Raw genomic sequence first — 22,141 nt, 5'->3', positions numbered from 1 at the left:
ACTAATTTATACGAAAATTCAATATAGCTATATAAAATATCGTTTCATAAATTTAATAAAATACATCTATATTCACAGACTTCTCATATAAATTATCTATTGGAAATTAGTATAAAAAAGATTATATTCATAATTGTACCGTATATATTTAATCAGTTACATAATATATTTTATTTTTTAAGCGTTGTTTTTACGTTGTCTTTCTTCTGTTATCTTTATTGCTTCCATTGAAGATATTATACATAATTTATATACATCTTCTTCATTGCAACCTCTTGATAAGTCATTTACAGGAGCATTTAATCCTTGAAGTATAGGTCCTATCGCTTCGAAGTTACCTAATCTCTGCACCATTTTGTATCCTATATTTCCTGCTTGTATATCAGGGAATATAAATACATTTGCTTTTCCTGCAACAGGTGAATCTCCTAATTTTTTTGCTGCAACTTCAGGTACAAAAGCGGCATCGAATTGTAATTCTCCGTCTATTACCAATTCAGGATATTTTTCTTTTGCAATTTCAAAGCCATGTCTAACTTTATCTACTAATTCTCCTTTTCCTGAGCCTTTTGTAGAATAACTAAGCATTGCTATCTTAGGATCAAGTCCATAATTTTTTGCTGTTTCCGCTGATTGTTTAGCTATTTCAGCCAAATCTTCTGATGTAGGCTCTATATTTATTGCACAGTCTCCAAAAACATACAACTCTTTGTCTCTTATCAGCAAATATCCTCCGGAAACTTTTGAATACATAGGATTTACTTTTATTATTTGAAGTGCCGGTTTTACAGTGGCTGCAGTAGTATGGATAGCCCCTGATACCAAACCGTCAGCTCTGCCTGTATACACAAGCAATGTTCCAAAATAATTCTCGTCCTTTAAAGTTTCTCTTGCTTCTTCTTCTGTTACCTTTCCTTTTCTTCTCTCCACAAAAGCTTTAACAAGGTCATCTATTTCAGGATATGTCAACGGATCTATAATTTGAACTCTGCTTATGTCAAACCCGTTTTCATCGGCAACTCTCTGAACTTCTTCCGGTTTTCCAAGTACAATCGGCTCCAATAAGTTGTTATTTTTAAGTCTTGACGCTGCTCCGACTATTCTCTTATCAGTTCCTTCAGGCAACACTATTCTGTGTTGATATTTTCTTATAATTCTCTCTGCATCATAAAAAAAAGACATATTGTTGTTCCTCCAAATAAATTCATTAAAAATTTCAAATTTCCAATATATAAAACTTATTTAAACTGTTAAAAAATATATAAAATCAAAATCATTAATTTTTAAAATAATCTTATATAATACTATTTTAATACACAAATAAATCATAGCTATATAATTTTATTTTAAATAAAAATGATTTTACAGTTCATCAATGTAATTTATATGTTCTTTTATTCGCTGAATTTCATGTTCAAGTATCTCTACTCTTAGCTCCAAATTTTCTTTTTCCTTGTCTTTTGACAAAAATTTTTTGACTAAAACGAATAAAAGCATAAACGGTATAAGTATTATCATTATACCGACAAATATATTAGTTATTTGTATAAACATATGTTTGTTATCTCCTGCCGAATGATTTATAAATCACTTCAGCTTATAGTGAAATTTACAGATAATTAAATCTTATACTAAAGGCTAATAGAGTAATGATGTTTATGTTTTTAAAAATCTATTACTTGAGTAAAATCAATTATACACTTATATAAATGTATCCCTCAATCAAAGGAATATTAGTATAAAAATTCAATTATTTAAAAAATAATCTCACTTTAAAATTAATAAATATTCATCTCAAAAAATCAATTTTTAAGTATCTCTTCCATATAATCCGACACTTCTTCAATACCTGTCTTTTTCAAAGAAGATATAGGGAATATCTTTACCTCATCGCCTTTTATATTTAAAAACTTTTTTATAACTGAAAAAGACTTCTGATATTGTCCTCTTGATATTTTATCCGACTTTGTAGCTATTATATCTACAGGTATATTATAGTATTTACAATATTCATACATCTGTCTGTCAGTTTCTTTCGGCTCATGCCTTATATCAAGCAGCAAAAACAAATGCTTCAAATTTTTACTTTCAGAAAAATATAGCTCCATGGTCTTTCCCCAGCTGTCTTTTTCCTCTTTTGACAATTTTGCATATCCATATCCGGGCAAATCTACAATGTAAAAGTTATCATTTATCAAATAAAAATTTATAGTTCTCGTCTTTCCAGGCATTTGTGATACTCTTGCAAGTGTTTTTCTCTTTAATACTGAATTTACAAGCGAAGATTTTCCTACATTAGAGCGTCCTGCAAATGCTATACAAGGCAAATCATCATCAGGATATGATGACGGATTTACTGCACTTATTTTCAGCTTAGATGATTTTATTATCAAAAGTCACCACCTCCAATAAAAAATATGAATTATAGATGTATAAAAATTTTTTAAATCTATTCTATAACAGAGATAGTTTATCACATTTTTACAATATACACCATAGAAATTAAATATTTTTTAAATATTACGCAAAAAAAATAATCAGCTCTTCTAAAAAATATAAGAAAACTGATTATTTTCATAAAAATATATTTTTAATATTAAAGCATTTCATAAAGATTAAAAATCCGAATTATTTTACCATTTTAACAAAATAAATTATTTTAAAACATCAATCATAAAATGCTTTTGAATAGCTTACAAAAAATTTATCGACAGATGTAAAATTTATTGCTTTCATTCCTAAAAATCCCAAATCTATAACTTCTTTTTGCATATCTATATTTGAATTTATGACGCTGTACTGCTCTTTTACCTTTGCCAATCTCTTGCCAAGCGGTAAACTCAATATATACCTTGTAAGACCTGCCTTTTGATTATCTCCGTACAGCTCTTCTATTGCAAATATTGTATACTCCTGTTTAAATGCATTGTTTACAGAATAATAGTTATTTGGAGATATGCTCATAAAAGCATATTTGTGCCCTTTTTGCAAGCATATATATTCACATATACACATAAGTTTTTCTTGCAACGAATTTCCTCTATATTTAGGAAGTGTGCATACGGTATCAATGATAACAGATTTCAAAATATCTGTAGGAGAAAGATGCATAAAAGTCGGCAGAGATTTTTCTCCATGTGCCATATCTACAGATATAACTCCTGCTAATTCCATATTTGAAAAAGCTGCTACAAAAAAACCTCCTCTTTCAAGTATGTCCAAATTTTCTTGCAAAGTATTTCTAAAAAATATTTCTTTATTCAATATATCTTTTTGAACTGCATCAAAAAAAGGTTCCAATTTTGATATATATTCCTTATCCAATATATAGTATTCAAAATTTTCTGAATTTCTAAAGTTAAGTTCAGCAAATTTATGAAAATTATTTTTTATTTCTGATATATCTATCTTCTTCATATTATCACCTTATCATTGACATCAATACTATAAATATTACTGATATTTTATAATAAATACATTTTTTATTTTTAAAAATCCAATCTTTTTAATATAACTCTTGAAAACATCACGCACATAACAAATGCAACAGCTTCAGAAATAATAAACGAAGCCCAAACCATATTTATATTTTTTTGTAATGAAAAGAAATATGCCAGAGGTAATAAAAATATAATTTGCCTTGTGAGCGACACTATCATTGATGTAACTCCACTTCCAAGCGCCTGAAATACAGATGACATTATTATGGACATACTTGCAAAAACATAGGCAAAGCATATTATTCTTATAGCTTTAACCCCCAAATCAATCATCATATCAGATGCATCAAAGAGTTTTAATAAATTAGCAGGAAATACCTGCATTATAAGTATTCCTATTATCATCATAATAGCCGAATATTTAAACGAACACTTCATAGCAGATATAACTCTGTCTTTTTTTCTTGCTCCATAATTATATGCAACTATCGGTATAAGTCCGTTGGCAAGACCTACCATAGGTAATATTATAAAAGTTTGAAGTTTAAAATATACTCCGAAAAATGCTATTGCAGTAGTAGAAAATGTCATAAGTATATTATTCATTCCGAATATTGTAAAAGAGCCTATACTTTGCATAACTATCGAAGGCAAGCCAACGGAAAATATGCTTTTAATTATCTTAAAATCAGGTCTTATCTGTTTTATATTGAGATGAACATCATCATTTTTAGTAATGTTCAAATATATTCCTACTATAAGCCCGCCAAATTGTCCTAATACGGTAGCTATAGCTGCTCCCTCAACTCCCATATTTAAGACAAATATGAATATCGGATCCAATATTATATTTATTATGGCACCGGTCATCTGAGTAATCATATTATATACCGTTCTGCCTGTTGAACTTAACATTTTCTCAAAGCATATGAGCAATGATAGTGGCATTGAATATATACATACTATTCTCATATACTGCATACCGTAATTTTTTATTTCATCACTGGTGTTTTGACCTGCAAAAAATGATTCTGTTCCAAAAAAACCTATCATCATAAATATTATTCCTGAACATATGGCTAAAAAAATTGCAACATTGGCTATTTTATCGACTTCTTTCTGATTTTTTTCGCCAAGTCTTCTGGATAATATAGAATTTACACCAACATTAGTACCTACCAATACGGCTATCATAAAGTTCTGTACAGGAAAGCAAAGCGATACGGCAGTTAATGCCGCTTCGCTTATCTTGGCAACAAATATAGAGTCCACTATATTATACAATGCCTGTACCAACATTGATACCATCATAGGTGCAGACATACTTATAAGCAATTTATCTATCTGCATTATACCCATCTTATTTTCTGCACTTATTTTAGTGGCATCCATAATTTATTCCTTTCTCTTAATTATCTGTTATTAAACTCTTTAATAGCTCTTTTTATCTTCATATCCGCATCTTTTTTAGCCATATCATGTCGCTTATCATAATTTTTCTTACCTTGGCAAAGTCCTATTTCAACTTTTACTCTTCCGTTTTTAAAATATACTGAAAGCGGTATAAGAGAAAAGCCTTTTTGCATGGTTTGACCTATGAGGTAATTTATCTCACTTTTATGAAGCAATAACTTTCTTACTCTCATAGGATCTACGTTGAATATATTGCCTTGCTCATACGGAGATATATGCACCTGTTTTAAGTAGCATTCCCCTGAGTCGATTGATGCAAAGCCGTCACTTATGTTTATTTTACCTTTTCTTATTGATTTTACTTCTGTTCCTTTAAGCTCTATACCTGCCTCATACTTTTCTTTTATATCATAGTTAAACCTTGCTTTCCTATTTGTCGCAACTATTTTAACAGACATATATTATCACCTTCTTTCAACTTTAATACTGTTAAGGCGTTAAACAATTAATATAAAAATAATAAGTAAAAGTATTAAAAGTCAATATCGTTACCCTGTTTATCTGAAATCATTAAATTAAAGATATGTTCAAATTGTTTTGCGATAGGGATTGCTAACGCTTTTATAAATATCTGCTTTGCAGGTATTTATAAAAAAAGTGCCCTGAGCAAAATATATTTGAGCATTATATTAAATATATATATACCATATTAAATACAAATCACTCTAATCTAATTGCTGTAAAATGTCAAAAAATATATATGAAAAATCATATATATTTTTTAAACATTGATGTTATCAACAAAATACGGTTTTCTTCTTTTTTTATTTGTATAACAAGCTCATCACTTAATATATCTTTGTCTTTTTTAGGTTCTATCCTTTCAATTATGACTTCATATCCTGCATTAATAAGTGCTTGTTTTACATCTTCTGCATTTTTGCCTAAATACTTATTCATTAAATCATTCATAATTCAGATTGCCATAAAAACTTTTAATTATATTTCTTTTATATCTTTTTCTTTTTGTACTATCGCTGTTTCTACGTGTTTTACAAATTCGTCTGTCAATTTTTGAATGTTGTCCAATTCTTTTTTTGCCTCATCTTCTGCCAATTGTGCGTCTTTTTCTGCTTTTTTAATCAAATCATTTGCATCACGTCTTAGATTTCTGACTGCAACTTTTGCGTGTTCTCCCATTTTTTGAGCTTGTTTTATAAGCTCTTTTCTTCTTTCTTCTGTAAGTTGTGGTATGTTTATTCTTATCATATTTCCGTCATTTGTAGGATTAAGCCCCAAATCTGCCAATTGTATAGCTTTTTCTATCAAATGTAATGAACCTTTGTCCCAAGGTTGTATTTGTAATGTTCTTGGTTCAGGTGAAGATATTGTTGATATTTGTTTTATCGGTGTCATACTTCCATAATAATCCACTTGTACTTTGTCAAGCATTTTAGGATTTGCTCTACCTGTTCTTATAGTATTTAAATCTTCTTTCAAAACTGATATAGTTTTTTCCATTTTTTCTTTTGCATGATTGTATATTTCTTTTGACATTTTTATTCTCCTTAAATTTTTTTATATATTTAAAATAATATTGTTGATTTTATTATTTGCATTGCTCTTTTAATTTGCTTGTATTTTCTATATATATTGATACTTCTCCGCAGTTTGGACAAACTGCCACTTTAGGTGTAGCCAAATCTCCTGAAAATGCTCTTTTCTTTTTATTAGATTTGATCTGAATGTACTCGCTTCCAAAACCCCATATAACAAGCTCACAATCTTCTACCATCTCCATATCACATCTTATACATTTTCTCATAGCAATCTCTTAGCTTATAACTGTCCCCATATTGGCACCTTCTATAACTCTCACCATATTATCAGTATTTTTTAAAGAAAATACATAAAGAGGAAGTTTGTTGTCCATACATAAGGTTATTGCACTTAAATCCATAACTTTCAAATTTTGTGATAACACATCCATATATGTCAGCTTATCGTATTTTTTGGCATTCGGATTTATTGCAGGGTCGCTATCATACACACCGTCAACATTTTTTGCAAGCAACAATACATCCGCACCAATTTCAACAGCTCTTAATGCCGCCGCCGTATCTGTAGAGAAAAACGGACTGCCTGTTCCGGCAGAAAATATAACTACTCTTTTTCTTGAAAGGTGTCTTACTGCTCTTCTTCTTATATATGGTTCGGCTACTTGACGCATTTCGATTGAAGTCTGTACTCTTGTACTTACTCCTTCCGCTTCAAGATATGATTGCAGAGCAAGTGAATTCATAACTGTTGCAAGCATACCTATGTAATCAGCCTGTGCTCTGTCCATATTCTTGCCTGTTCTTCCTCTAAAAAAATTACCTCCACCTACTACTATAGCCACTTCCACGCCTTCATTCAATATTTTTTTGATAGATATGGCTACACTTTTCAGCATTTCTTCGTCAAATCCGAAACCTTTATCTCCTGATAGTGCCTCACCACTAATTTTAAGTAAAACTCTTTTATATGCAGGCATTTTATTCTCCTTTTAGTTTTATGTAAAAAAACACATTAAGCATCAAAATTTTCCAACTGAAATTCAATCGGCATATCTTGAATTCTTTTTGTAATTTGTCTGTCTTCTTCAAATATTACTTGTCTTTGTATAAAGGTCTGTAAAAGTTCTTCAACAGGCACATCTTTTAACTTGCTTATAGTATGAAGTCTTGACATCATATGCTCTTCAATCTCAATAGTCAGCTTAATCTTCAATCCCCCCTGTCAAAAATATTTTGTTTAATTATTAATTAAAATTATAACATATTTTATACAAAATAAAAATATATTACTAAATTAATTTTTTTAATTGTAAAATTTATAAATACTATTTAATTTTTTTGTATTTTATAGTAGAATTAATTTTATGTTTTAAAAACTGATAATTATTTATTTTTATTCTAAAGCCCATTTAAATTAAGATATGCTAATATCCTTTAATTTAAACGGCATTGGTATTTTATGGCGTAGTAGCGTCTAAGAAAGGTTATTAATGATAATTCCTACTCACAGATTAATCGGAGAAAACATATATAAAAGCGTACTTCTCAACAACAAAATACGCCTTGATAAAAGATGGCTTGTTTGGGGATCAGTCCTCCCTGATTTGATGCCGAAATATATGAAACAAAAACATTTTTTCAGTGTATCTTATGATTATATACTGAATATGATTGAAAAATTGTATAATGACAGCAATAATATAAGCATGAAGGAGTTTTCTATAAGGCTCGGCATAATCACACATTATGTTTCAGATTTTTTTTGCACTCCACACAATGATAGAGCATATTATCACAATCATATAAAAGAGCATATGCAATTTGAAGCAAAGCTTCATTTATTGTTTACAAAACAAAGAGATGTACATCTTTTGGATATACCGAGGGTTGACACTATAAATTATGAAAACATAAAATCTATCATAGATGAAATGCACACAGAATATGAAAGCAAGGGGGTATCTTATGAAAATGACTTATACAGCACTTTAAATGCAGTAGATACTATATCTTGCCTTATGGTTTCTCATTGTTTTGATGTTTACGGTCTGCCTGTTATTGCTTAGGCAAATCAGCTTATATTTGATTAATGGATAAAAATTATATAAACTGTTTTATTTTAAATACTCTTGATTTTGCTTAGCCGATAAATTATCGAAAACAAAAATATCTGTTATTCTATTAAAAATAAGTATAAAATATAAAAAAGTACAACACAGTTTTTTGATATTTTCAAAAATTATGTTGTACTTTTTTCTTATCATTTAATTTTTAGTGTTCTTAAATACTTCTTTTTATCATCATCTACTCTATAGCTCTCTATGGCTTTTTGTATACTCTTATTATGAGTGAATTTATCCAATTTTTTACTTTGTATCAATTTTATTGTAGAATCATACTGTTTTACGAGTGCCACGCTCACATACCAAGCAATAGCCATATTTATGTAGTATTCTTCACTTTTAATATCTGTAACAAGAGTCAGCATCTCTTCTTCAAAATCGTCATCAAGATAGTTCGCAAGCAGTGTAACTATTGCAAATCTGACTGTATAAGTTTTATCGCTTTTAATCCATATCTTTATCTTGTCATAGACTTCTTTTTTATATTTTTTGAAGATTTTAGGAGATAATAGGTCGCAAGTTGCCCAGTTGTCTATATATGGCAAAAACTCGTCTATTTTATTTATACACTCATCATAGTCTTTTATAGCTTCTATTACAAAAGCGTGTAGATTGTTTTCATCATAATACTTATGAGGTAATGAATTTAAAAATTCGTCTTTCAATTCGCTTTTTGCAAACTCTTTAGCAAATTTGCGAAGAACCGGCGTTCTTACCCCGATTATATTGTCTTCATCTATATTGGGTATGAGTTTTTTGTGAAAATCTTTGTACGATAAGTCTTGCAATTCAAACAGTTGTTCTATAACAGATTTCATACAATCTCCTTTTTATTCAATGTGATTATATATTACACTGATACTTTCCCATAATTAAATATATATTATATTTCTTATAAACAATGCAAAAACTATTTTGCGAGCAAACTTGCTAATGCTTTTATAAATATTCACCTTCAAGTATTTATAAAAAGTTGTATAAATTAAAAATATATTAAGCATACCTTAATCTAAACAGTATTTTTAGTAAATAATATCAATACGCATTTTTAAAACCGTTTTTTATTGTAAGCACTATTATTTTCAAATCTAATGATATACTCCAGTTTTCTATATAGAAAATATCATATTCTATTCTTTTTTTAATTGATGTATCTCCTCTTAGACCGTTAGCTTGCGCCCATCCTGTGATTCCCGGTCTTACTTGGTGTTTTACCATATATTTCGGTATTTCTTCTTTAAACTTTTCTACAAAAAAAGGTCTTTCCGGTCTTGGACCTATAAATGACATTTCTCCTTTTAATACATTGAAAAATTGTGGAAATTCGTCTATATTCATCCGCCTTATAAACTTACCTACTTTTGTTTTTCTGTTGTCATCTTTTGTTGTCCATTTATCTTTTTCTTCTTCTTTTGTCTGCTCTCTCATTGAGCGAAATTTATACATATAAAATTTTTTTCTGTTATATCCGACTCTCTCCTGTTTAAATATTATTTTCCCCGGACTTTCTATCTTTATAGCTATAGCTGTCACAAGCATTATCGGAGATGTGAGAACTATTGCTATTATGGATAATATTATATCGGACAGCCTTTTTATAACTTTATTTATAGGATTTTCAAGCGGAACATGTCTTATATTTATTATAGTTATGTCATCTATCTGTTCAACTACGGGTTTTGAAGGTATATATTTAAGGTAATCCGGTATTATCTGCGTTTTTATACCAGATTTTTCGCATACTCTTATTATTTTGTCAAGATGCTCATATTCTTTCAATTTTATGCCTATTACCACTTCGTCTACTCGTTTGTCTGCAAGATATTCTTCAAGCATACTATAATCATATCTTTGTATATAGGACAGTTTATATTTTTCTTTCAATCTTTTTTGTCTATTTATATTTACTTTTTCTTCAAATATAGCTACTATTTTATATCCCCATTGCAAATTTTGCTGTGTCTTTTGCAAAAAATCCATAGCTGTATCGCTATTACCTATGAGCACCGCTCGTTTTATATTGAAACCTTTACGTCTTATACGTCTTAGCATATATCTGAGCACTATTCTCGATATAGCTGTAAGCAACATATTCCAAAACATAAATATGAGCGTCATATATCTTGAATAATTGACATCTTTTAAAATAAACAATACGGTAAAAAATGCTATTGTTGCAACTATATTAGCCTTTACAATCTTGGATATTTCTTCAACAAGGCTTTTAAGTCTTTGCGCAGTATATACTTTAAACAAATAATATGAAAATAGATATAAAGGCACAACAATTACAACATATTGCATATACTGAGAAAATGTTACGGATTGTACATACAATATCAAATCGCTTGTCGCTCTCATACGATATGCAAGCATATAGGTAAATGCTATTATGAGTGCATCTATCATTATATTTATAAAGTTTAATATCTTCTGATTTTCTTTAATCAAATCATCAACTCCATAATCATACTTTCACAATATTACAAATTAATGCCGAACAGTTCTTTTAAATCCGTTTTTAGTTTTTCTGCATCTTGATTAAAAACTAAACCGTTTATATTGCAAGATTTGGCTGAATTTACATTTTCCGTTTTGTCATCTATAAAAAGTGTATTTTCATCTGTCAAGTCATATTTTTTAAGTACATATTCATATATGTCTTTATTGGGTTTAAACATTTTTATCTTGCCTGATATTACTATTGCATCAAAGTTTTGTACAACATCAAAATAATCTATAACATCGGCAAAATAATCAGGAGCGTTCGATAGTATTATCAATTTATATCCGTTTTGTTTAAGGGACTTTATTATTTCTTTAACACCGTCTATATAAGGCATACATTTATACCAATCTACAAAAAGCCTGTCAACATTATCATAAAGTCTTTCAGGTAACATAGCTTTCGTCTGATTTATATATTCATCGTACTCTATTATGCCCTCATCAAGTGCTGACCAATTATGATTTACAGCATCACATAACAATTTTATATCTTCATCTTTATCTGCAAAGCACCTGACTATATAATCGGCATTGTAATCTACAATAACATTTCCAAAATCAAAAATAATCGTATCTATCATTTTTTATTAACCCCAAATTTATTCTTAATCTTAAAATCTACTCCTGACACAGCTATACCGAGCAATATCCAAAATATAGGTGATACTGCAACAACAGAGTCATTAAAAAATCCGCTGCCCATGTATGCAAGCACACCTGCAAATGCACCTATATATATCGCATTGTCAGATAACAAATCTTCTTTGTATTTTCTCTTCATTTTAACTATGAGCAATATTATTATGAATAAAAATGCTCCTAAACCTATAACTCCAAAATTTATTGCATACAGTAAATACAAATTATGAGGTTTATCGACCAATTCATTAGGATTGCCATATACATACATCTTCGTATATATATCATCTTGATTAAATATTTGCAAAAATGCGTCAGGTCCATAGCCTATTAGAGGCGATTTCAAAATCAAAGGGATTGTAGAAGCAGTTATAAATCCTCTACCTGAGCCTAATCTTTCCATACCTTTAAATCCTATTCTTTCCGCTTTTTCAGGATACATAGGCATACCTAAATGATTTACAAACTGAACTTTATCAGTCACATCAAAATTAAATAAGTTACCGTCTATTTTAACCAAATGATATAAATGTTCAGTTTCGTCAACATTGCTTTTTCTTTTTGTCACTCCTATAGAAAAATTGGCATATCTTCCATCTTTGAATACGACGCTGCCCTGCTCAGGAGTTTCAAACGCTAAGACAGTTCCATTTTCATCATAAAAAGAACTTTGCTTGTTATCAAATTTAAGCGTAACATCATTATAGATTATAGTATAAGACGTATCATCTGTTTTTATGTCTTTTAGAGGTATTTGTTCTCTTATATAAACCTCCTCCTGTTTACCGGAGGCACTTATTTTCTTTATATCTTCAACTAAAGACGTAAATCTTGACATCATACCAAGTTTCGCCGTAATACCTACAAATATGACAATAACAGCTAATGCAACCATACTCATTTTTTTATTCGATATAATCTTAGATATAAATGTTATACATAAGATTATGCCTGATATAAAAACAGCCATTACACCTGATCTTGCATTCGCACCTAGTAACATCAACACAGAAAGCACAGACATAAGCCCTGATATTATCTTATATTTTTTTTCTTTAACGCACACGAAATATAAACACCAAAACATTGACACAACAGACATAAGCATAGAAGAATAGTTGTAATGAGTCGTAAACAAATACATATTTTTAAAAGAAAACTGAGTTACAGTCATAGCGCTTCTGTATTCTTTAAGAGCCTCAGGTATATATAAGCTTGTCGCAAACGGCCTTAAAAATATATCCTTTCCTATATATTGAGTAAAACCGACTATACCGCATAAAACTGTAAATATAGCCAACACTATAATTATTGAATGTTCTGTTTTTTTGTCATATTCAATTGTAAGAGCATAAAAAAACAATATGAAATATCCTATATATGCATACAATCCTTCATATCTTGACGGAGCACCTCCATATGAAATAACTCCGTTACCTCCAAATATTGTAGATATTATAGCCATAAAAAGCAATACTGCAAAAGCAATTATAAAAGGCTTTAAAGATTTTATCTTTATTATGCTTTCACTGGAAATGGTAAAAAACAATATTCCGGCAACAATAACTCCACTTATTATAAGCATAACAGATTTTGCATACGATAATATATCATTATCCACACCTACACCTTTCCAATGCATTTGCACCTCAAAAGGTATCTGTACCTCAACCAATCTCATAGTAACAGGTATTATTAAAAGCCCTAAAATAAACGGCAGTATCTTAATAAATCTTTTTAAATCCATATAATTCTCCATTTTTTCAAATATATTTTTTTACTTCGATAATTATAAATTTTCATCAACATATTTAATATTATACATTTTTTTAGTCATTTTGTATATATTTAATGATGATTATACACACCTTTATAAAAACACTTATATTATTTTTTATTAAAAAATATTTTATAAAAGTTATTAATATTACAATAATTACAAAATTGTATTAATTATAAACTCAATTGAAACAAAACACATACTTTCATATATCAAATTTGTATTTTTTTAAAATCTTTCAAAATGTCTGTTTTAAAAAACTTTTCTATGGTATAATTTATTTATCGATAAATAAAAGTTTAAAAAAATCTATGAAAGTAATTTTCATTTGAAAGAAAAATGGAGGAAATTAAAATGGCAAAATCTTTAAAAGGAACACAAACTTTAGTAAATTTGATGACATCTTTTGCAGGTGAATCACAAGCAAGAACAAGATATACTTTTTTCTCAAGCGTTGCTAAAAAAGAAGGATTTGAAGAAATATCAGCTATATTTATGGAAACTGCTGAAAACGAAAAAGAACACGCAAAAATATTCTACAAATATGTTGCTGAAAAAATGGAGGGAGAAGAATTCCCTGTAGCTACAGAAATAACAGGAACTTTCCCATGCATTATGTCAAACACTTACGATAACCTTATGGCTGCTGCTGCCGGCGAAAATGAAGAATGGACAGAGGCTTATCCTAAATTTGCTGAAATAGCTGAACAAGAAGGTTTTAACGATATAGCAGCATCATTCAGATTAATTGCAAAAGTTGAAAAAGAACACGAAGAAAGATACAGAAGATTAGCTGATGACGTAAAAAACGGCACTGTATTCAAAAAAGAAGAAATTGTTGCTTGGAAGTGTAGAAACTGCGGATTTATATTCGAAGGAAAAGAAGCACCTAAACTATGTCCTGCATGTAAACATCCACAAGCATATTTTGAAGTAAGAAGATAAGCATTATAAAAAAATAAACGCACAAAAAATAGATACCTAAATTACGGGTATCTATTTTTTGTATATTTTTTATTTTGGAGTTGGTTATATCAAAAGAATATCAGTATTATAACTATCTATTTACTTTTTTGCTCATTTAAAAAGTGATAATATGCTCCGAGCATACCTGCTTTGTTTTTGTGCTTTGCACAATCAAATTTTGTATTGTCATATATGTTTTTAAGCAAATATTTTTTCATACATTCTTTTATCTTAGGCAACATATATTCTTTTTGCTCCATTATCCCTCCACCCAATACTACAATGGAAGGATTTATTATATAGCATATGTTTGATATACCTATGCACATATAGTCTATAAGCTTATCTATTTGTTTTATTGCAGTTTCATCACCGTTTTTAGCCAAATCGAATATAAGTTTACCGTTTATGTCTTTCTCACAGTCATTTTTTTCTTCTTTATAACTTTCTATAAGAGCTGTCGTTGATGCCAAATCTTGAAAATCTCCGTCTTTAAGTTTTAAATAGCCTACTTCAAATGCACTGTAGCTGTGCCCGTTATATATTTTTCCGTTTTCTACCATACAAGCGCCTATTCCTGTACCTATGGTCAGACATAATACGCTTTGTTTTCCTTTTCCGGCTCCGCTTATAGCTTCACTCAATCCGGCACAATTCACATCATTTTCAACTTCACATGGCAGATTAAACTCGTCTTTAATCTCTTTTTTCCAATTTACACCTATATATTGTGGAATCTGTTTGCCCGCATATATTATCTCTCCCTTTTTCGTGTCTACCATACCTGCTGTCGATATGCACACTCCTGCTATATCTTCTTGCTCTTCAAGATATTTTCTCACTATATTTTTCACGAGAGATACTATATGCCACCCACCTTTTTTTGCCATAGTATCTGTATCACAGCTAAAAAGTATCTGTTCATTTGCAATAAGCCCATATTTTATAGATGTTCCGCCTATATCTATTGCAATATATTTTTTCATAATACTGTCCATTATTTTAGATATTTTTCATATATCTCTTTAGCTCTTTGTTTTTGAGCTTCACTTGCACTTTTCATAGGTCTTCTGCTGTATCCTGCATGTACTCCTTGTAATTCTAAGCAAGTTTTAAGTGTTGAATACAATCCGTTGTTTAGCACATCTGTTATAAAATCATTTGTTATGTGTTGTAATTCTCTTGCTTCGTCTATTTTACCTTCTTTTACAAGTTCTACTATTTTTCTTGCTCTTATACCGTTCAAATTAAATGTTGAACCTATCGCTCCGTCTACGTTTAATACTGATGCTGACAACATCATTTCATCAAATCCTGCATATATAAGATGCTCAGGATATGCTTTTCTAACTCTTTCAAGCAAATAGAAATCTGCGGCTGTAAACTTAACGCCTATTATTTTTTCATTTTTAAACAATTCTCCGAATTGTTCTACATTTATGTTTACTCCTGTAAGGAACGGTATAGAATAAACTATAAGTCTGTTGTCTACACTATTTATTATCATTTCATAATATTCTTTTATTTCTTCAAAAGAGAATTTATAATAAAAAGGTGTTACTGCAGATATTGCATCATAGCCTAAATCTGTCGTAAATTTTGCAAGTTCTATAGCTTCATATACATTCATAGAGCCTACTTGTGCAATTAATTTTATATCGCTTTTTGACTCATCTTTTGCAATTTCAAATATTCTTTTTTTCTCATCTGTTGAAAGCAGGAAGTTTTCTCCCGTACTTCCTCCTACATATAGTCCGTCCACTTTCATCTTGTCTATGTTGTGACGTATAATCTCTCTTATTCCTTGCTCATTTATACTTCCGTCTTCGTTGAATGATATCAATAATGCACTGTATAAACCTTTTAAATCTTCGTTTTTCATTGCTTTGTTCTCCTAAACATTAAATTTTAATTTATCATAAACTTTTCTAAACAAAAAGCAAACAGATATACAAAAATTATTTAAAATATTTATAAAAAATATAATCCAAAAATTTATTCTTTCGTTAGTTAAAAAAATTATTTGTTTTCATTTATAGCTTTTACAAATCTCTCTGTAATAACCTTAGGCCTTGTTATTATTGAACCTACAACAACGCTGTAACATCCAAGTTCCAACACTCTTTTTGCTTTTTGAGGTGTATCTATATTTCCTTCTGCTATTACAGGATGCTTTACATTTTTTATTATTTCTTTCATAAGTTCAAAATCATTATTTTCTATTTTTAAATTTTTACTCTGCTTAGTGTATCCTACCATAGTAGTTCCTATGAAATCAAAGCCTATCTTATCTGCAAGAATAGCCTCTGAAAGAGTTGAGCAATCCGCCATAAACTTTTGTGTAGGATATTTTTCTCTGACTTTTTTAAAAAACTGCTCCGTATTTTCTCCATTAGGTCTTATATTGTCAGTCGCTTGCATAGCTATTATTTCACAACCCGTTTTTACAAGCTCGTCTACTTGCTCCATAGTTGGTGTTATATATACATCACAGCCTTCATAATCTTTTTTAATAATTCCTATTATAGGCAAGTCTACTGTTTTTTTTATTTCTTTTATATCTTCTACCGAATTGGCACGAATCCCTTTAGCTCCACCTTCTTTGGCAGCACGCGCCATTCTTCCCATTATAAACGAAGAATGTAACGGTTCTTCAGGCAAAGCCTGACAAGATACTATAAGCTCTCCTTTTATCTGTTCTACTGCTCCCATAATCCCCCTCCAATTACGATAACTGTTTAGATTTAACATCTATTATATATCTTTTTTCAACGGTCTTAAAAAATCATTATATACAAATCCAAGTCTTTCATAGAATCTCCTATGTTCATCACTGTGTGTAGTCAATAATGTTATCTTCTTACAACCGCTTGATTTTAAATCTTGCTCCAATTTTTTTAAAAGCATGGTTCCATAGCCATGATTACGAAATTTTTTCCCTATCAATATTTCTTCCAAATAATATATTTTCACTGTATCGAATTGTTTAAAAAATCCAAGAGCAAAACCTATTATTTCATCATTTTTAATCATCATTATACAATATGAACCTAAAACGAAAACAAGCTGTTCTATTCTCATTTTTGCATCTTCATATTCCCATTTTTCGCCTTCTTCTTCTCTAAATGCTATATATTTATCTATGATTTTTTCAACATAATCTCTTGTTATTTGTTTAAAATCAATATCCATTTCTTATACTCTCACTTTAAATATAGCCTTTTTCACTTCTTCTTCTTTTTCCACTATACAAGCTGTCTTGTGAACATCTTGCGGATAGCACACAATATACTCTCCCTCATTTAAGACTATCTGAGATATATCGCCTTTTATATCGGATATCTCTACATAATCGCTGTCTTCGTGATATTCTGTGATATTCGCATTTTCTATGAAAGCTGTACACATTTTTTCTTTTCCTTTTATCATCATGTGCACGTCAATATATTCTTTATGAGCTTCCCAAACTCTGTTTTCAGGTGTAGTTGTATTGTAAGTTGCTATATTTAAAAATAAATTATCTTTATCTATATCATATCTGCCGTTTTCAAATTTAGATACATCATTTTTTTCTAAAAATTCAAATATTTTTTGCAAAAACTCTTCTTCAAATTTTTTATAAGAGAATTTATTATAAATCATCTTTTACTCCTAAATTCATATATTTTAATCATTAAATTTATTTAATACAGATGACAGGCTACCATATGTTCGCTATCTATATTTTTTATTACAGGTGTTTGTGTTTTACATATATCCATAGCTTTTTTACATCTCGTATGAAAAGCACAGCCTGAAGGTTTATTTATAGGCGACGGAACATCTCCTTCCAACACTATTCTGTTCTTATCCGCTCCTACAACAGGTATCGGTATCGCCGATAACAAAGCCTGTGTATATGGATGCAACGGATTTTTATATAATCCTTCCGCTTTTGATATTTCCACTATATTACCAAGATACATAACTATTATTCTATCACTTATATATTCTACAACTGATAAGTCATGTGCTATAAATATATATGTCAAATTGAACTGTTTTTGTATGTCCTGCATAAGATTTAGCACTTGTGCCTGAATGGATACATCCAATGCCGATACAGGCTCGTCCAACACAACTACTTGAGGTTCTACACATAAGGCTCTTGCTATACAAATTCTCTGTCTTTGTCCACCTGAAAATTCATGCGGATAGCGATATATATACTCTGCCTGAAGATTTACAGTTTTAAGTCTGTCAATCATTATCTGCTCACGTTCTTCTTTTGATATATAGCCATGTGCTTTTAGAGGTTCATCAAAGGCATCATATATTGTTTTCATAGGATTTAAAGAGCTGTATGGATCTTGGAATACCATTTGAACCTGCTTTTTAAACTTGAACAGTTCTTCTTTGCTGAATTTTCTGATGTCCTTCATTTCACCGTTCATATTGAATCTTGCTTCTCCGCCTGTAGGTTTTTGAAGCATCATTATGCTTTTTCCAAGTGTTGTTTTTCCGCAACCTGACTCACCTACTATTCCAAGTGTCTCTCCTCTTTTTACTGTAAATGATACATTGTCAACCGCTTTTACATCTGCAACTTTTTTCTTCTTAATAAAGCCTTCATATATAGGGAAATATGTCTGCAAATTCTTAATTTCAAATATTACTTCATTATTTGTATTTGTCATATTATGCCTCCTTATTCCCTTTTAACAATATACACTTCGCTATATGTGTGCCGTCTATCACATAAGTAGGTATATCTTGATTTTTACATTCTTCTTTTGCAAAACTACAGCGATTTGCAAATTCACAGCCTATTTTATATTTCTTAGGATCAGGTGTTTCTCCCGGTATTGTAGCTAATTTTTGATTTTTTGCCATTCCAGGTACAGGCACTGATTTTAAAAGTGCTCTCGTATAAGGATGCATAGGATTTTCAAATACATCTTTCACATCACCATATTCAATAATGCGTCCCATATACATAACTGCAACTTGATTTGCAACCTCAGCAACAAGTCCCATATTATGAGTGATAAGTATTACAGATTTGCCATATTCATCACGCATACCCTTCATCAAATCCATTATCTGAGCTTGTATAGTAACGTCTAATGCCGTTGTAGGCTCATCAGCTATCAAAAGATTAGGATTGTTAACCATCGCTATAGCTATCATAACCCTTTGTTTCATACCGCCTGAAAATTGATGGGGAAAATCGTAAAATCTCTTTTTAGGCTCAGGTATGCCTAATTTTTTGAGCATCTCTATTCCTATCTCTTCTGCATCTTTTTTGGAAACTTTGTTGTGTTGCAAAATATTTTCCATTATTTGATTACCTATTGTATAAACCGGATTTAATGATTGCATCGGATCTTGAAATATCATCCCTATTTCTTTTCCACGAAGTGCTCTTATCTCTTTTGAATATGGCTTGAGATTTACAAGATCTACTTTTTCTCCACTTGAAGTTTCAAAAATAGATGTCCCGTTTGCAACTCTACCGGCTTTTGGAAGAAGATTTATCATACTGTGTACTGTAACCGATTTACCACATCCTGATTCCCCTACTATTGATAATATCTTTCCTTTTTTTACATCAAAAGAAACATCTTTTACTATTTTTATAGAGTCCTTACCCACTTTAAATTCTGTGCAAAGATTTCTTGCTTCTAATAAATTTTCCATAAGTTTCCTCCATTAATTCTTAGGGTCAAGTACATCTCTCAGTGCATCTCCAAAAAAGTTTACACTCATAATAAACAGTGATATTACAGAACCCGGTATTATCCATAACCACCATTGATGTTCTATAACGGTAAGATTTTTTGCAGCATTTATTATAGTTCCCCAAGTTGATATATTAGTAGGCACTCCGAGTCCCAAAAATGAAAGCTCTGTTTCCTGCAATATAAAAAACGCTACGTTTATTGTAGTTGCAACTATTATTGGACTTAAAGTGTTAGGTAGTATCTGTCCGAACATAATAGAAGAATCTGAAATACCGAAAGCCTTATTCACTTCTATATAAGTTTCTTCTCTTATTCTTAGAACTTCATTTCTTACTATACGAAAAACTGTCATCCAACCTGTAAAGCTGAATACAAGTATCATATTTTTTACTCCGGGACCTATTATAGTCACAAGCACCATTACCAATATTATCATAGGAACTGTCTGAATTATCTCAGACATTCTTACAAGCACAGCGTCTATCTTACCTCTAAAATATCCTGCTGTAAGTCCAAGTACAGTACCTATAAATGACGTGGAAAGTGCACTGACAAGACCTATAAATATAGATATTCTTCCACCGTATAAAAGTCTTGCAAACAAATCTCTGCCTATGCTGTCAGTTCCGAATATATGTCCTCCTCCCGGAGCCTGATTTATCATAGACATATCTGTTGCACCCGGATCAAATGATGTTAAAAGCGGTGCCATTATAGACATCAAACTCATAATTACAACAATTATAGCTCCAATCATACCGAGTTTATTATTTATCATCTTTTGCAAAGAGCGTTTTGCCAAGGCAGAACGATTTTTATTTTTTTCCATTGCTAAATTTGTCATTTCTACCTCCTACGCATCCAATCTTATTCTCGGATCAAGTAATGCACTTAATACGTCTACCAAAAAGCTTATTGTAAGCATTACTACCGCAAGTAATAATGTAGTGACCATAATAACCGGATAATCTCCGGAAGTTACTGAGCCCATTAGTGTAGATCCTATCCCCGGCCAGTTGAATACAGTTTCTATAACAACAGAACCGCCTACAAGACCCGGTATACGAAACATTATTGTTACAAGTATAGGTCCCATAGAGTTTCTGAATGCGTGTTTAAAATACACTACTGCCTCTGACACACCTTTACTTCTTGCTGTTTTTATATACTCTTTGTTTATTACATCAAGCATTGAATTACGAGTATATCTTAATACTGTAGCAATCATACCTATTGAAAGAGCACAGGCAGGTAAAATTATGGCTTTAAACTGACTTAATAAATCATTCTTACCATAGAGATTTCTTCCTCCCGCAGGTAAAATTTTCAATTGTAAAGCAAATACAGTTATAAGTATAATACCGAATAAAAATTGCGGTATTGACTGACCAAGTACACCTATAACTCTACCTATATAATCTATAATGCTGTTTTGATTTACAGCTGATAATATTCCAAGTAATATTCCAAGCACTGATGATATTACAAGTGCAGTTGTTGCCAATTGTAAAGTTGCCGGAAGTTTTTGTTTCAATATTTCTTTTATCGGTTGCCCGTTCAATATACTATATCCGAAATCTCCTTTTAAAATATTGCCAATCCAGTTACCATATTGTACCAAAAACGGTTTATTAAGGCCGTATGCCTCTCTTAACTGCTCTTTTAATGTTGCATCTTGAGATGCTTCCGGAGGCAACAAATAGTTTATAGGATCAATCGGCATTGATTTTAAAGCGAAAAAAATCAGAAAGGATATCACTAAAAGCATAGGTATCATAAATAATAATTTTTTCAAAATAAACTTAAACACCGTTTTTACTCCTTTCCATATTTAGTAATAATCTTTTACTCAAGCAGAAAAAAATACCATAAAAAATATTATAATTCATATTGTTTGAATACTATATCGTTTAGTTTCAATTTATTAAAAAATAATTTTTAAATTATATTTAATAATGAAAATGGTACATAAATATGTACCATTTTCCGC

At 30.3% G+C, this 22,141-nt stretch carries 26 protein-coding genes; 2 read left to right on the top strand and 24 right to left on the bottom strand.

All coding sequences use genetic code 11. The features are described from left to right. Positions 1 to 177 precede the first annotated feature (177 nt). The 11 genes from pta to HMPREF9630_RS07710 form a co-directional block, all read right to left on the bottom strand. Positions 178 to 1,182 (bottom strand): phosphate acetyltransferase, encoded by a 1,005-nt coding sequence (gene pta, locus HMPREF9630_RS07760; protein ID WP_009527946.1) that lies wholly within the window; start codon positions 1,180 to 1,182, stop codon positions 178 to 180. A 180-nt stretch (positions 1,183 to 1,362) separates the two neighbouring features. Next, the gene (locus HMPREF9630_RS07755) at positions 1,363 to 1,554 is read right to left on the bottom strand and encodes a hypothetical protein (protein WP_009527945.1); all 192 of its coding nucleotides are present in this window, start codon (positions 1,552 to 1,554) and stop codon (positions 1,363 to 1,365) included. Positions 1,555 to 1,802: 248 nt separating this feature from the next. After that, a complete protein-coding gene (yihA, locus tag HMPREF9630_RS07750) occupies positions 1,803 to 2,393 on the bottom strand; it encodes a ribosome biogenesis GTP-binding protein YihA/YsxC (RefSeq protein ID WP_009527944.1) in 591 nt (196 codons plus the stop codon). Between the two features lie 274 nt (positions 2,394 to 2,667). After that, positions 2,668 to 3,417, bottom strand: coding sequence for a hypothetical protein (locus tag HMPREF9630_RS07745; RefSeq protein WP_009527943.1), 750 nt, complete (start codon positions 3,415 to 3,417; stop codon positions 2,668 to 2,670). A gap of 71 nt (positions 3,418 to 3,488) precedes the next feature. Then, positions 3,489 to 4,832: an MATE family efflux transporter gene (locus HMPREF9630_RS07740; protein WP_009527942.1), complete on the bottom strand. Its 1,344-nt coding sequence runs from the start codon at positions 4,830 to 4,832 to the stop codon at positions 3,489 to 3,491. A 20-nt stretch (positions 4,833 to 4,852) separates the two neighbouring features. Then, entirely contained in the window at positions 4,853 to 5,311 is a 459-nt protein-coding gene (gene smpB / locus HMPREF9630_RS07735) for an SsrA-binding protein SmpB (RefSeq protein WP_009525201.1), read from the bottom strand. A 310-nt stretch (positions 5,312 to 5,621) separates the two neighbouring features. Next, on the bottom strand, positions 5,622 to 5,825 hold the full coding sequence (locus HMPREF9630_RS07730) for a hypothetical protein (RefSeq protein ID WP_009527941.1): 204 nt from the start codon (positions 5,823 to 5,825) through the stop codon (positions 5,622 to 5,624). A gap of 27 nt (positions 5,826 to 5,852) precedes the next feature. Then, positions 5,853 to 6,410, bottom strand: coding sequence for a ribosome recycling factor (frr, locus tag HMPREF9630_RS07725; RefSeq protein ID WP_009525203.1), 558 nt, complete (start codon positions 6,408 to 6,410; stop codon positions 5,853 to 5,855). A gap of 52 nt (positions 6,411 to 6,462) precedes the next feature. Further along, complete coding sequence (locus HMPREF9630_RS07720) at positions 6,463 to 6,678, bottom strand: hypothetical protein (protein ID WP_009527940.1); 216 nt, start codon at positions 6,676 to 6,678, stop codon at positions 6,463 to 6,465. Between the two features lie 9 nt (positions 6,679 to 6,687). Beyond that, positions 6,688 to 7,389 carry a UMP kinase gene (pyrH, locus tag HMPREF9630_RS07715; protein ID WP_009527939.1) on the bottom strand — a complete coding sequence of 234 codons (702 nt, stop codon included), beginning with the start codon at positions 7,387 to 7,389 and terminating at the stop codon, positions 6,688 to 6,690. A 35-nt stretch (positions 7,390 to 7,424) separates the two neighbouring features. After that, the gene (locus tag HMPREF9630_RS07710) at positions 7,425 to 7,625 is read right to left on the bottom strand and encodes a hypothetical protein (protein ID WP_009525206.1); all 201 of its coding nucleotides are present in this window, start codon (positions 7,623 to 7,625) and stop codon (positions 7,425 to 7,427) included. A 277-nt stretch (positions 7,626 to 7,902) separates the two neighbouring features. Here HMPREF9630_RS07710 and HMPREF9630_RS07705 point away from each other — a divergent pair, with 277 nt between their 5' ends. Next, the gene (locus HMPREF9630_RS07705) at positions 7,903 to 8,478 is read left to right on the top strand and encodes a zinc dependent phospholipase C family protein (protein ID WP_009527938.1); all 576 of its coding nucleotides are present in this window, start codon (positions 7,903 to 7,905) and stop codon (positions 8,476 to 8,478) included. 194 nt (positions 8,479 to 8,672) lie between these two features. Here the strand turns inward: HMPREF9630_RS07705 and HMPREF9630_RS07700 are convergent, their stop codons facing one another. From HMPREF9630_RS07700 to HMPREF9630_RS07685, 4 genes are all read right to left on the bottom strand, one after another. Continuing rightward, the gene (locus HMPREF9630_RS07700; protein WP_009527937.1) at positions 8,673 to 9,353 is read right to left on the bottom strand and encodes a DNA alkylation repair protein; all 681 of its coding nucleotides are present in this window, start codon (positions 9,351 to 9,353) and stop codon (positions 8,673 to 8,675) included. A 217-nt stretch (positions 9,354 to 9,570) separates the two neighbouring features. Then, positions 9,571 to 10,986, bottom strand: coding sequence for an undecaprenyl-phosphate glucose phosphotransferase (locus tag HMPREF9630_RS07695; protein WP_009527936.1), 1,416 nt, complete (start codon positions 10,984 to 10,986; stop codon positions 9,571 to 9,573). 32 nt (positions 10,987 to 11,018) lie between these two features. Continuing rightward, the gene (locus HMPREF9630_RS07690; protein ID WP_009527935.1) at positions 11,019 to 11,624 is read right to left on the bottom strand and encodes an HAD family hydrolase; all 606 of its coding nucleotides are present in this window, start codon (positions 11,622 to 11,624) and stop codon (positions 11,019 to 11,021) included. Then, a complete protein-coding gene (locus tag HMPREF9630_RS07685; RefSeq protein ID WP_009527934.1) occupies positions 11,621 to 13,429 on the bottom strand; it encodes an O-antigen ligase family protein in 1,809 nt (602 codons plus the stop codon). The genes HMPREF9630_RS07690 and HMPREF9630_RS07685 overlap by 4 nt, the downstream gene beginning before the upstream one ends. Before the next feature lie 387 nt (positions 13,430 to 13,816). On the opposite strand from HMPREF9630_RS07685, the gene rbr reads away from it, so the two are divergent. Beyond that, positions 13,817 to 14,407 (top strand): rubrerythrin, encoded by a 591-nt coding sequence (gene rbr / locus HMPREF9630_RS07680; protein ID WP_009527933.1) that lies wholly within the window; start codon positions 13,817 to 13,819, stop codon positions 14,405 to 14,407. 116 nt (positions 14,408 to 14,523) lie between these two features. On the opposite strand, the gene HMPREF9630_RS07675 is transcribed toward rbr, so the two are convergent. The 9 genes from HMPREF9630_RS07675 to HMPREF9630_RS07635 all read right to left on the bottom strand — a co-directional run bounded on the left by HMPREF9630_RS07675 (position 14,524) and on the right by HMPREF9630_RS07635 (position 21,961). Beyond that, a complete protein-coding gene (locus tag HMPREF9630_RS07675) occupies positions 14,524 to 15,414 on the bottom strand; it encodes an ROK family protein (RefSeq protein ID WP_009527932.1) in 891 nt (296 codons plus the stop codon). Positions 15,415 to 15,425: 11 nt separating this feature from the next. After that, positions 15,426 to 16,310 (bottom strand): N-acetylneuraminate lyase, encoded by an 885-nt coding sequence (locus tag HMPREF9630_RS07670; protein WP_009527931.1) that lies wholly within the window; start codon positions 16,308 to 16,310, stop codon positions 15,426 to 15,428. 137 nt (positions 16,311 to 16,447) lie between these two features. After that, complete coding sequence (locus HMPREF9630_RS07665) at positions 16,448 to 17,140, bottom strand: N-acetylmannosamine-6-phosphate 2-epimerase (RefSeq protein ID WP_009527930.1); 693 nt, start codon at positions 17,138 to 17,140, stop codon at positions 16,448 to 16,450. Between the two features lie 42 nt (positions 17,141 to 17,182). Continuing rightward, positions 17,183 to 17,620, bottom strand: coding sequence for a GNAT family N-acetyltransferase (locus HMPREF9630_RS07660; RefSeq protein WP_009527929.1), 438 nt, complete (start codon positions 17,618 to 17,620; stop codon positions 17,183 to 17,185). Between the two features lie 3 nt (positions 17,621 to 17,623). Beyond that, the gene (locus HMPREF9630_RS07655; RefSeq protein ID WP_009527928.1) at positions 17,624 to 18,070 is read right to left on the bottom strand and encodes a NanQ anomerase/TabA/YiaL family protein; all 447 of its coding nucleotides are present in this window, start codon (positions 18,068 to 18,070) and stop codon (positions 17,624 to 17,626) included. Between the two features lie 41 nt (positions 18,071 to 18,111). Next, entirely contained in the window at positions 18,112 to 19,104 is a 993-nt protein-coding gene (locus tag HMPREF9630_RS07650) for an ABC transporter ATP-binding protein (protein WP_009527927.1), read from the bottom strand. A gap of 1 nt (position 19,105) precedes the next feature. Then, on the bottom strand, positions 19,106 to 20,107 hold the full coding sequence (locus HMPREF9630_RS07645) for an ABC transporter ATP-binding protein (protein ID WP_009525219.1): 1,002 nt from the start codon (positions 20,105 to 20,107) through the stop codon (positions 19,106 to 19,108). Positions 20,108 to 20,119: 12 nt separating this feature from the next. Beyond that, entirely contained in the window at positions 20,120 to 20,995 is an 876-nt protein-coding gene (locus HMPREF9630_RS07640; protein WP_009527926.1) for an ABC transporter permease, read from the bottom strand. A gap of 9 nt (positions 20,996 to 21,004) precedes the next feature. Then, positions 21,005 to 21,961, bottom strand: a complete 957-nt coding sequence (locus HMPREF9630_RS07635) for an ABC transporter permease (RefSeq protein WP_009527925.1) — start codon at positions 21,959 to 21,961, stop codon at positions 21,005 to 21,007. Positions 21,962 to 22,141 lie beyond the last annotated feature (180 nt).

The organism is Peptoanaerobacter stomatis (genome assembly GCF_000238095.2).
Classification (GTDB): Bacteria; Bacillota; Clostridia; order Peptostreptococcales; family Filifactoraceae; genus Peptoanaerobacter; species Peptoanaerobacter stomatis_A.
The sequence above is the reverse complement of the archived record's forward strand: the minus strand, read 5'-3'. Positions and strand labels throughout refer to the sequence as shown.

What these genes read in the sequence shown, in the direction of transcription:
- pta (WP_009527946.1), bottom strand. Translation starts at nt 1,182, where the DNA reads ATGTCTTTTTTTTATGATGCAGAGAGAATTATAAGAAAATATCAACAC.
- HMPREF9630_RS07755 (WP_009527945.1), bottom strand. Translation starts at nt 1,554, where the DNA reads ATGTTTATACAAATAACTAATATATTTGTCGGTATAATGATAATACTT.
- HMPREF9630_RS07745 (WP_009527943.1), bottom strand. Translation starts at nt 3,417, where the DNA reads ATGAAGAAGATAGATATATCAGAAATAAAAAATAATTTTCATAAATTT.
- HMPREF9630_RS07740 (WP_009527942.1), bottom strand. Translation starts at nt 4,832, where the DNA reads ATGGATGCCACTAAAATAAGTGCAGAAAATAAGATGGGTATAATGCAG.
- smpB (WP_009525201.1), bottom strand. Translation starts at nt 5,311, where the DNA reads ATGTCTGTTAAAATAGTTGCGACAAATAGGAAAGCAAGGTTTAACTAT.
- HMPREF9630_RS07730 (WP_009527941.1), bottom strand. Translation starts at nt 5,825, where the DNA reads ATGAATGATTTAATGAATAAGTATTTAGGCAAAAATGCAGAAGATGTA.
- frr (WP_009525203.1), bottom strand. Translation starts at nt 6,410, where the DNA reads ATGTCAAAAGAAATATACAATCATGCAAAAGAAAAAATGGAAAAAACT.
- HMPREF9630_RS07720 (WP_009527940.1), bottom strand. Translation starts at nt 6,678, where the DNA reads ATGAGAAAATGTATAAGATGTGATATGGAGATGGTAGAAGATTGTGAG.
- pyrH (WP_009527939.1), bottom strand. Translation starts at nt 7,389, where the DNA reads ATGCCTGCATATAAAAGAGTTTTACTTAAAATTAGTGGTGAGGCACTA.
- HMPREF9630_RS07705 (WP_009527938.1), top strand. Translation starts at nt 7,903, where the DNA reads ATGATAATTCCTACTCACAGATTAATCGGAGAAAACATATATAAAAGC.
- HMPREF9630_RS07700 (WP_009527937.1), bottom strand. Translation starts at nt 9,353, where the DNA reads ATGAAATCTGTTATAGAACAACTGTTTGAATTGCAAGACTTATCGTAC.
- HMPREF9630_RS07690 (WP_009527935.1), bottom strand. Translation starts at nt 11,624, where the DNA reads ATGATAGATACGATTATTTTTGATTTTGGAAATGTTATTGTAGATTAC.
- HMPREF9630_RS07685 (WP_009527934.1), bottom strand. Translation starts at nt 13,429, where the DNA reads ATGGATTTAAAAAGATTTATTAAGATACTGCCGTTTATTTTAGGGCTT.
- rbr (WP_009527933.1), top strand. Translation starts at nt 13,817, where the DNA reads ATGGCAAAATCTTTAAAAGGAACACAAACTTTAGTAAATTTGATGACA.
- HMPREF9630_RS07675 (WP_009527932.1), bottom strand. Translation starts at nt 15,414, where the DNA reads ATGAAAAAATATATTGCAATAGATATAGGCGGAACATCTATAAAATAT.
- HMPREF9630_RS07670 (WP_009527931.1), bottom strand. Translation starts at nt 16,310, where the DNA reads ATGAAAAACGAAGATTTAAAAGGTTTATACAGTGCATTATTGATATCA.
- HMPREF9630_RS07665 (WP_009527930.1), bottom strand. Translation starts at nt 17,140, where the DNA reads ATGGGAGCAGTAGAACAGATAAAAGGAGAGCTTATAGTATCTTGTCAG.
- HMPREF9630_RS07660 (WP_009527929.1), bottom strand. Translation starts at nt 17,620, where the DNA reads ATGGATATTGATTTTAAACAAATAACAAGAGATTATGTTGAAAAAATC.
- HMPREF9630_RS07655 (WP_009527928.1), bottom strand. Translation starts at nt 18,070, where the DNA reads ATGATTTATAATAAATTCTCTTATAAAAAATTTGAAGAAGAGTTTTTG.
- HMPREF9630_RS07650 (WP_009527927.1), bottom strand. Translation starts at nt 19,104, where the DNA reads ATGACAAATACAAATAATGAAGTAATATTTGAAATTAAGAATTTGCAG.
- HMPREF9630_RS07645 (WP_009525219.1), bottom strand. Translation starts at nt 20,107, where the DNA reads ATGGAAAATTTATTAGAAGCAAGAAATCTTTGCACAGAATTTAAAGTG.
- HMPREF9630_RS07640 (WP_009527926.1), bottom strand. Translation starts at nt 20,995, where the DNA reads ATGACAAATTTAGCAATGGAAAAAAATAAAAATCGTTCTGCCTTGGCA.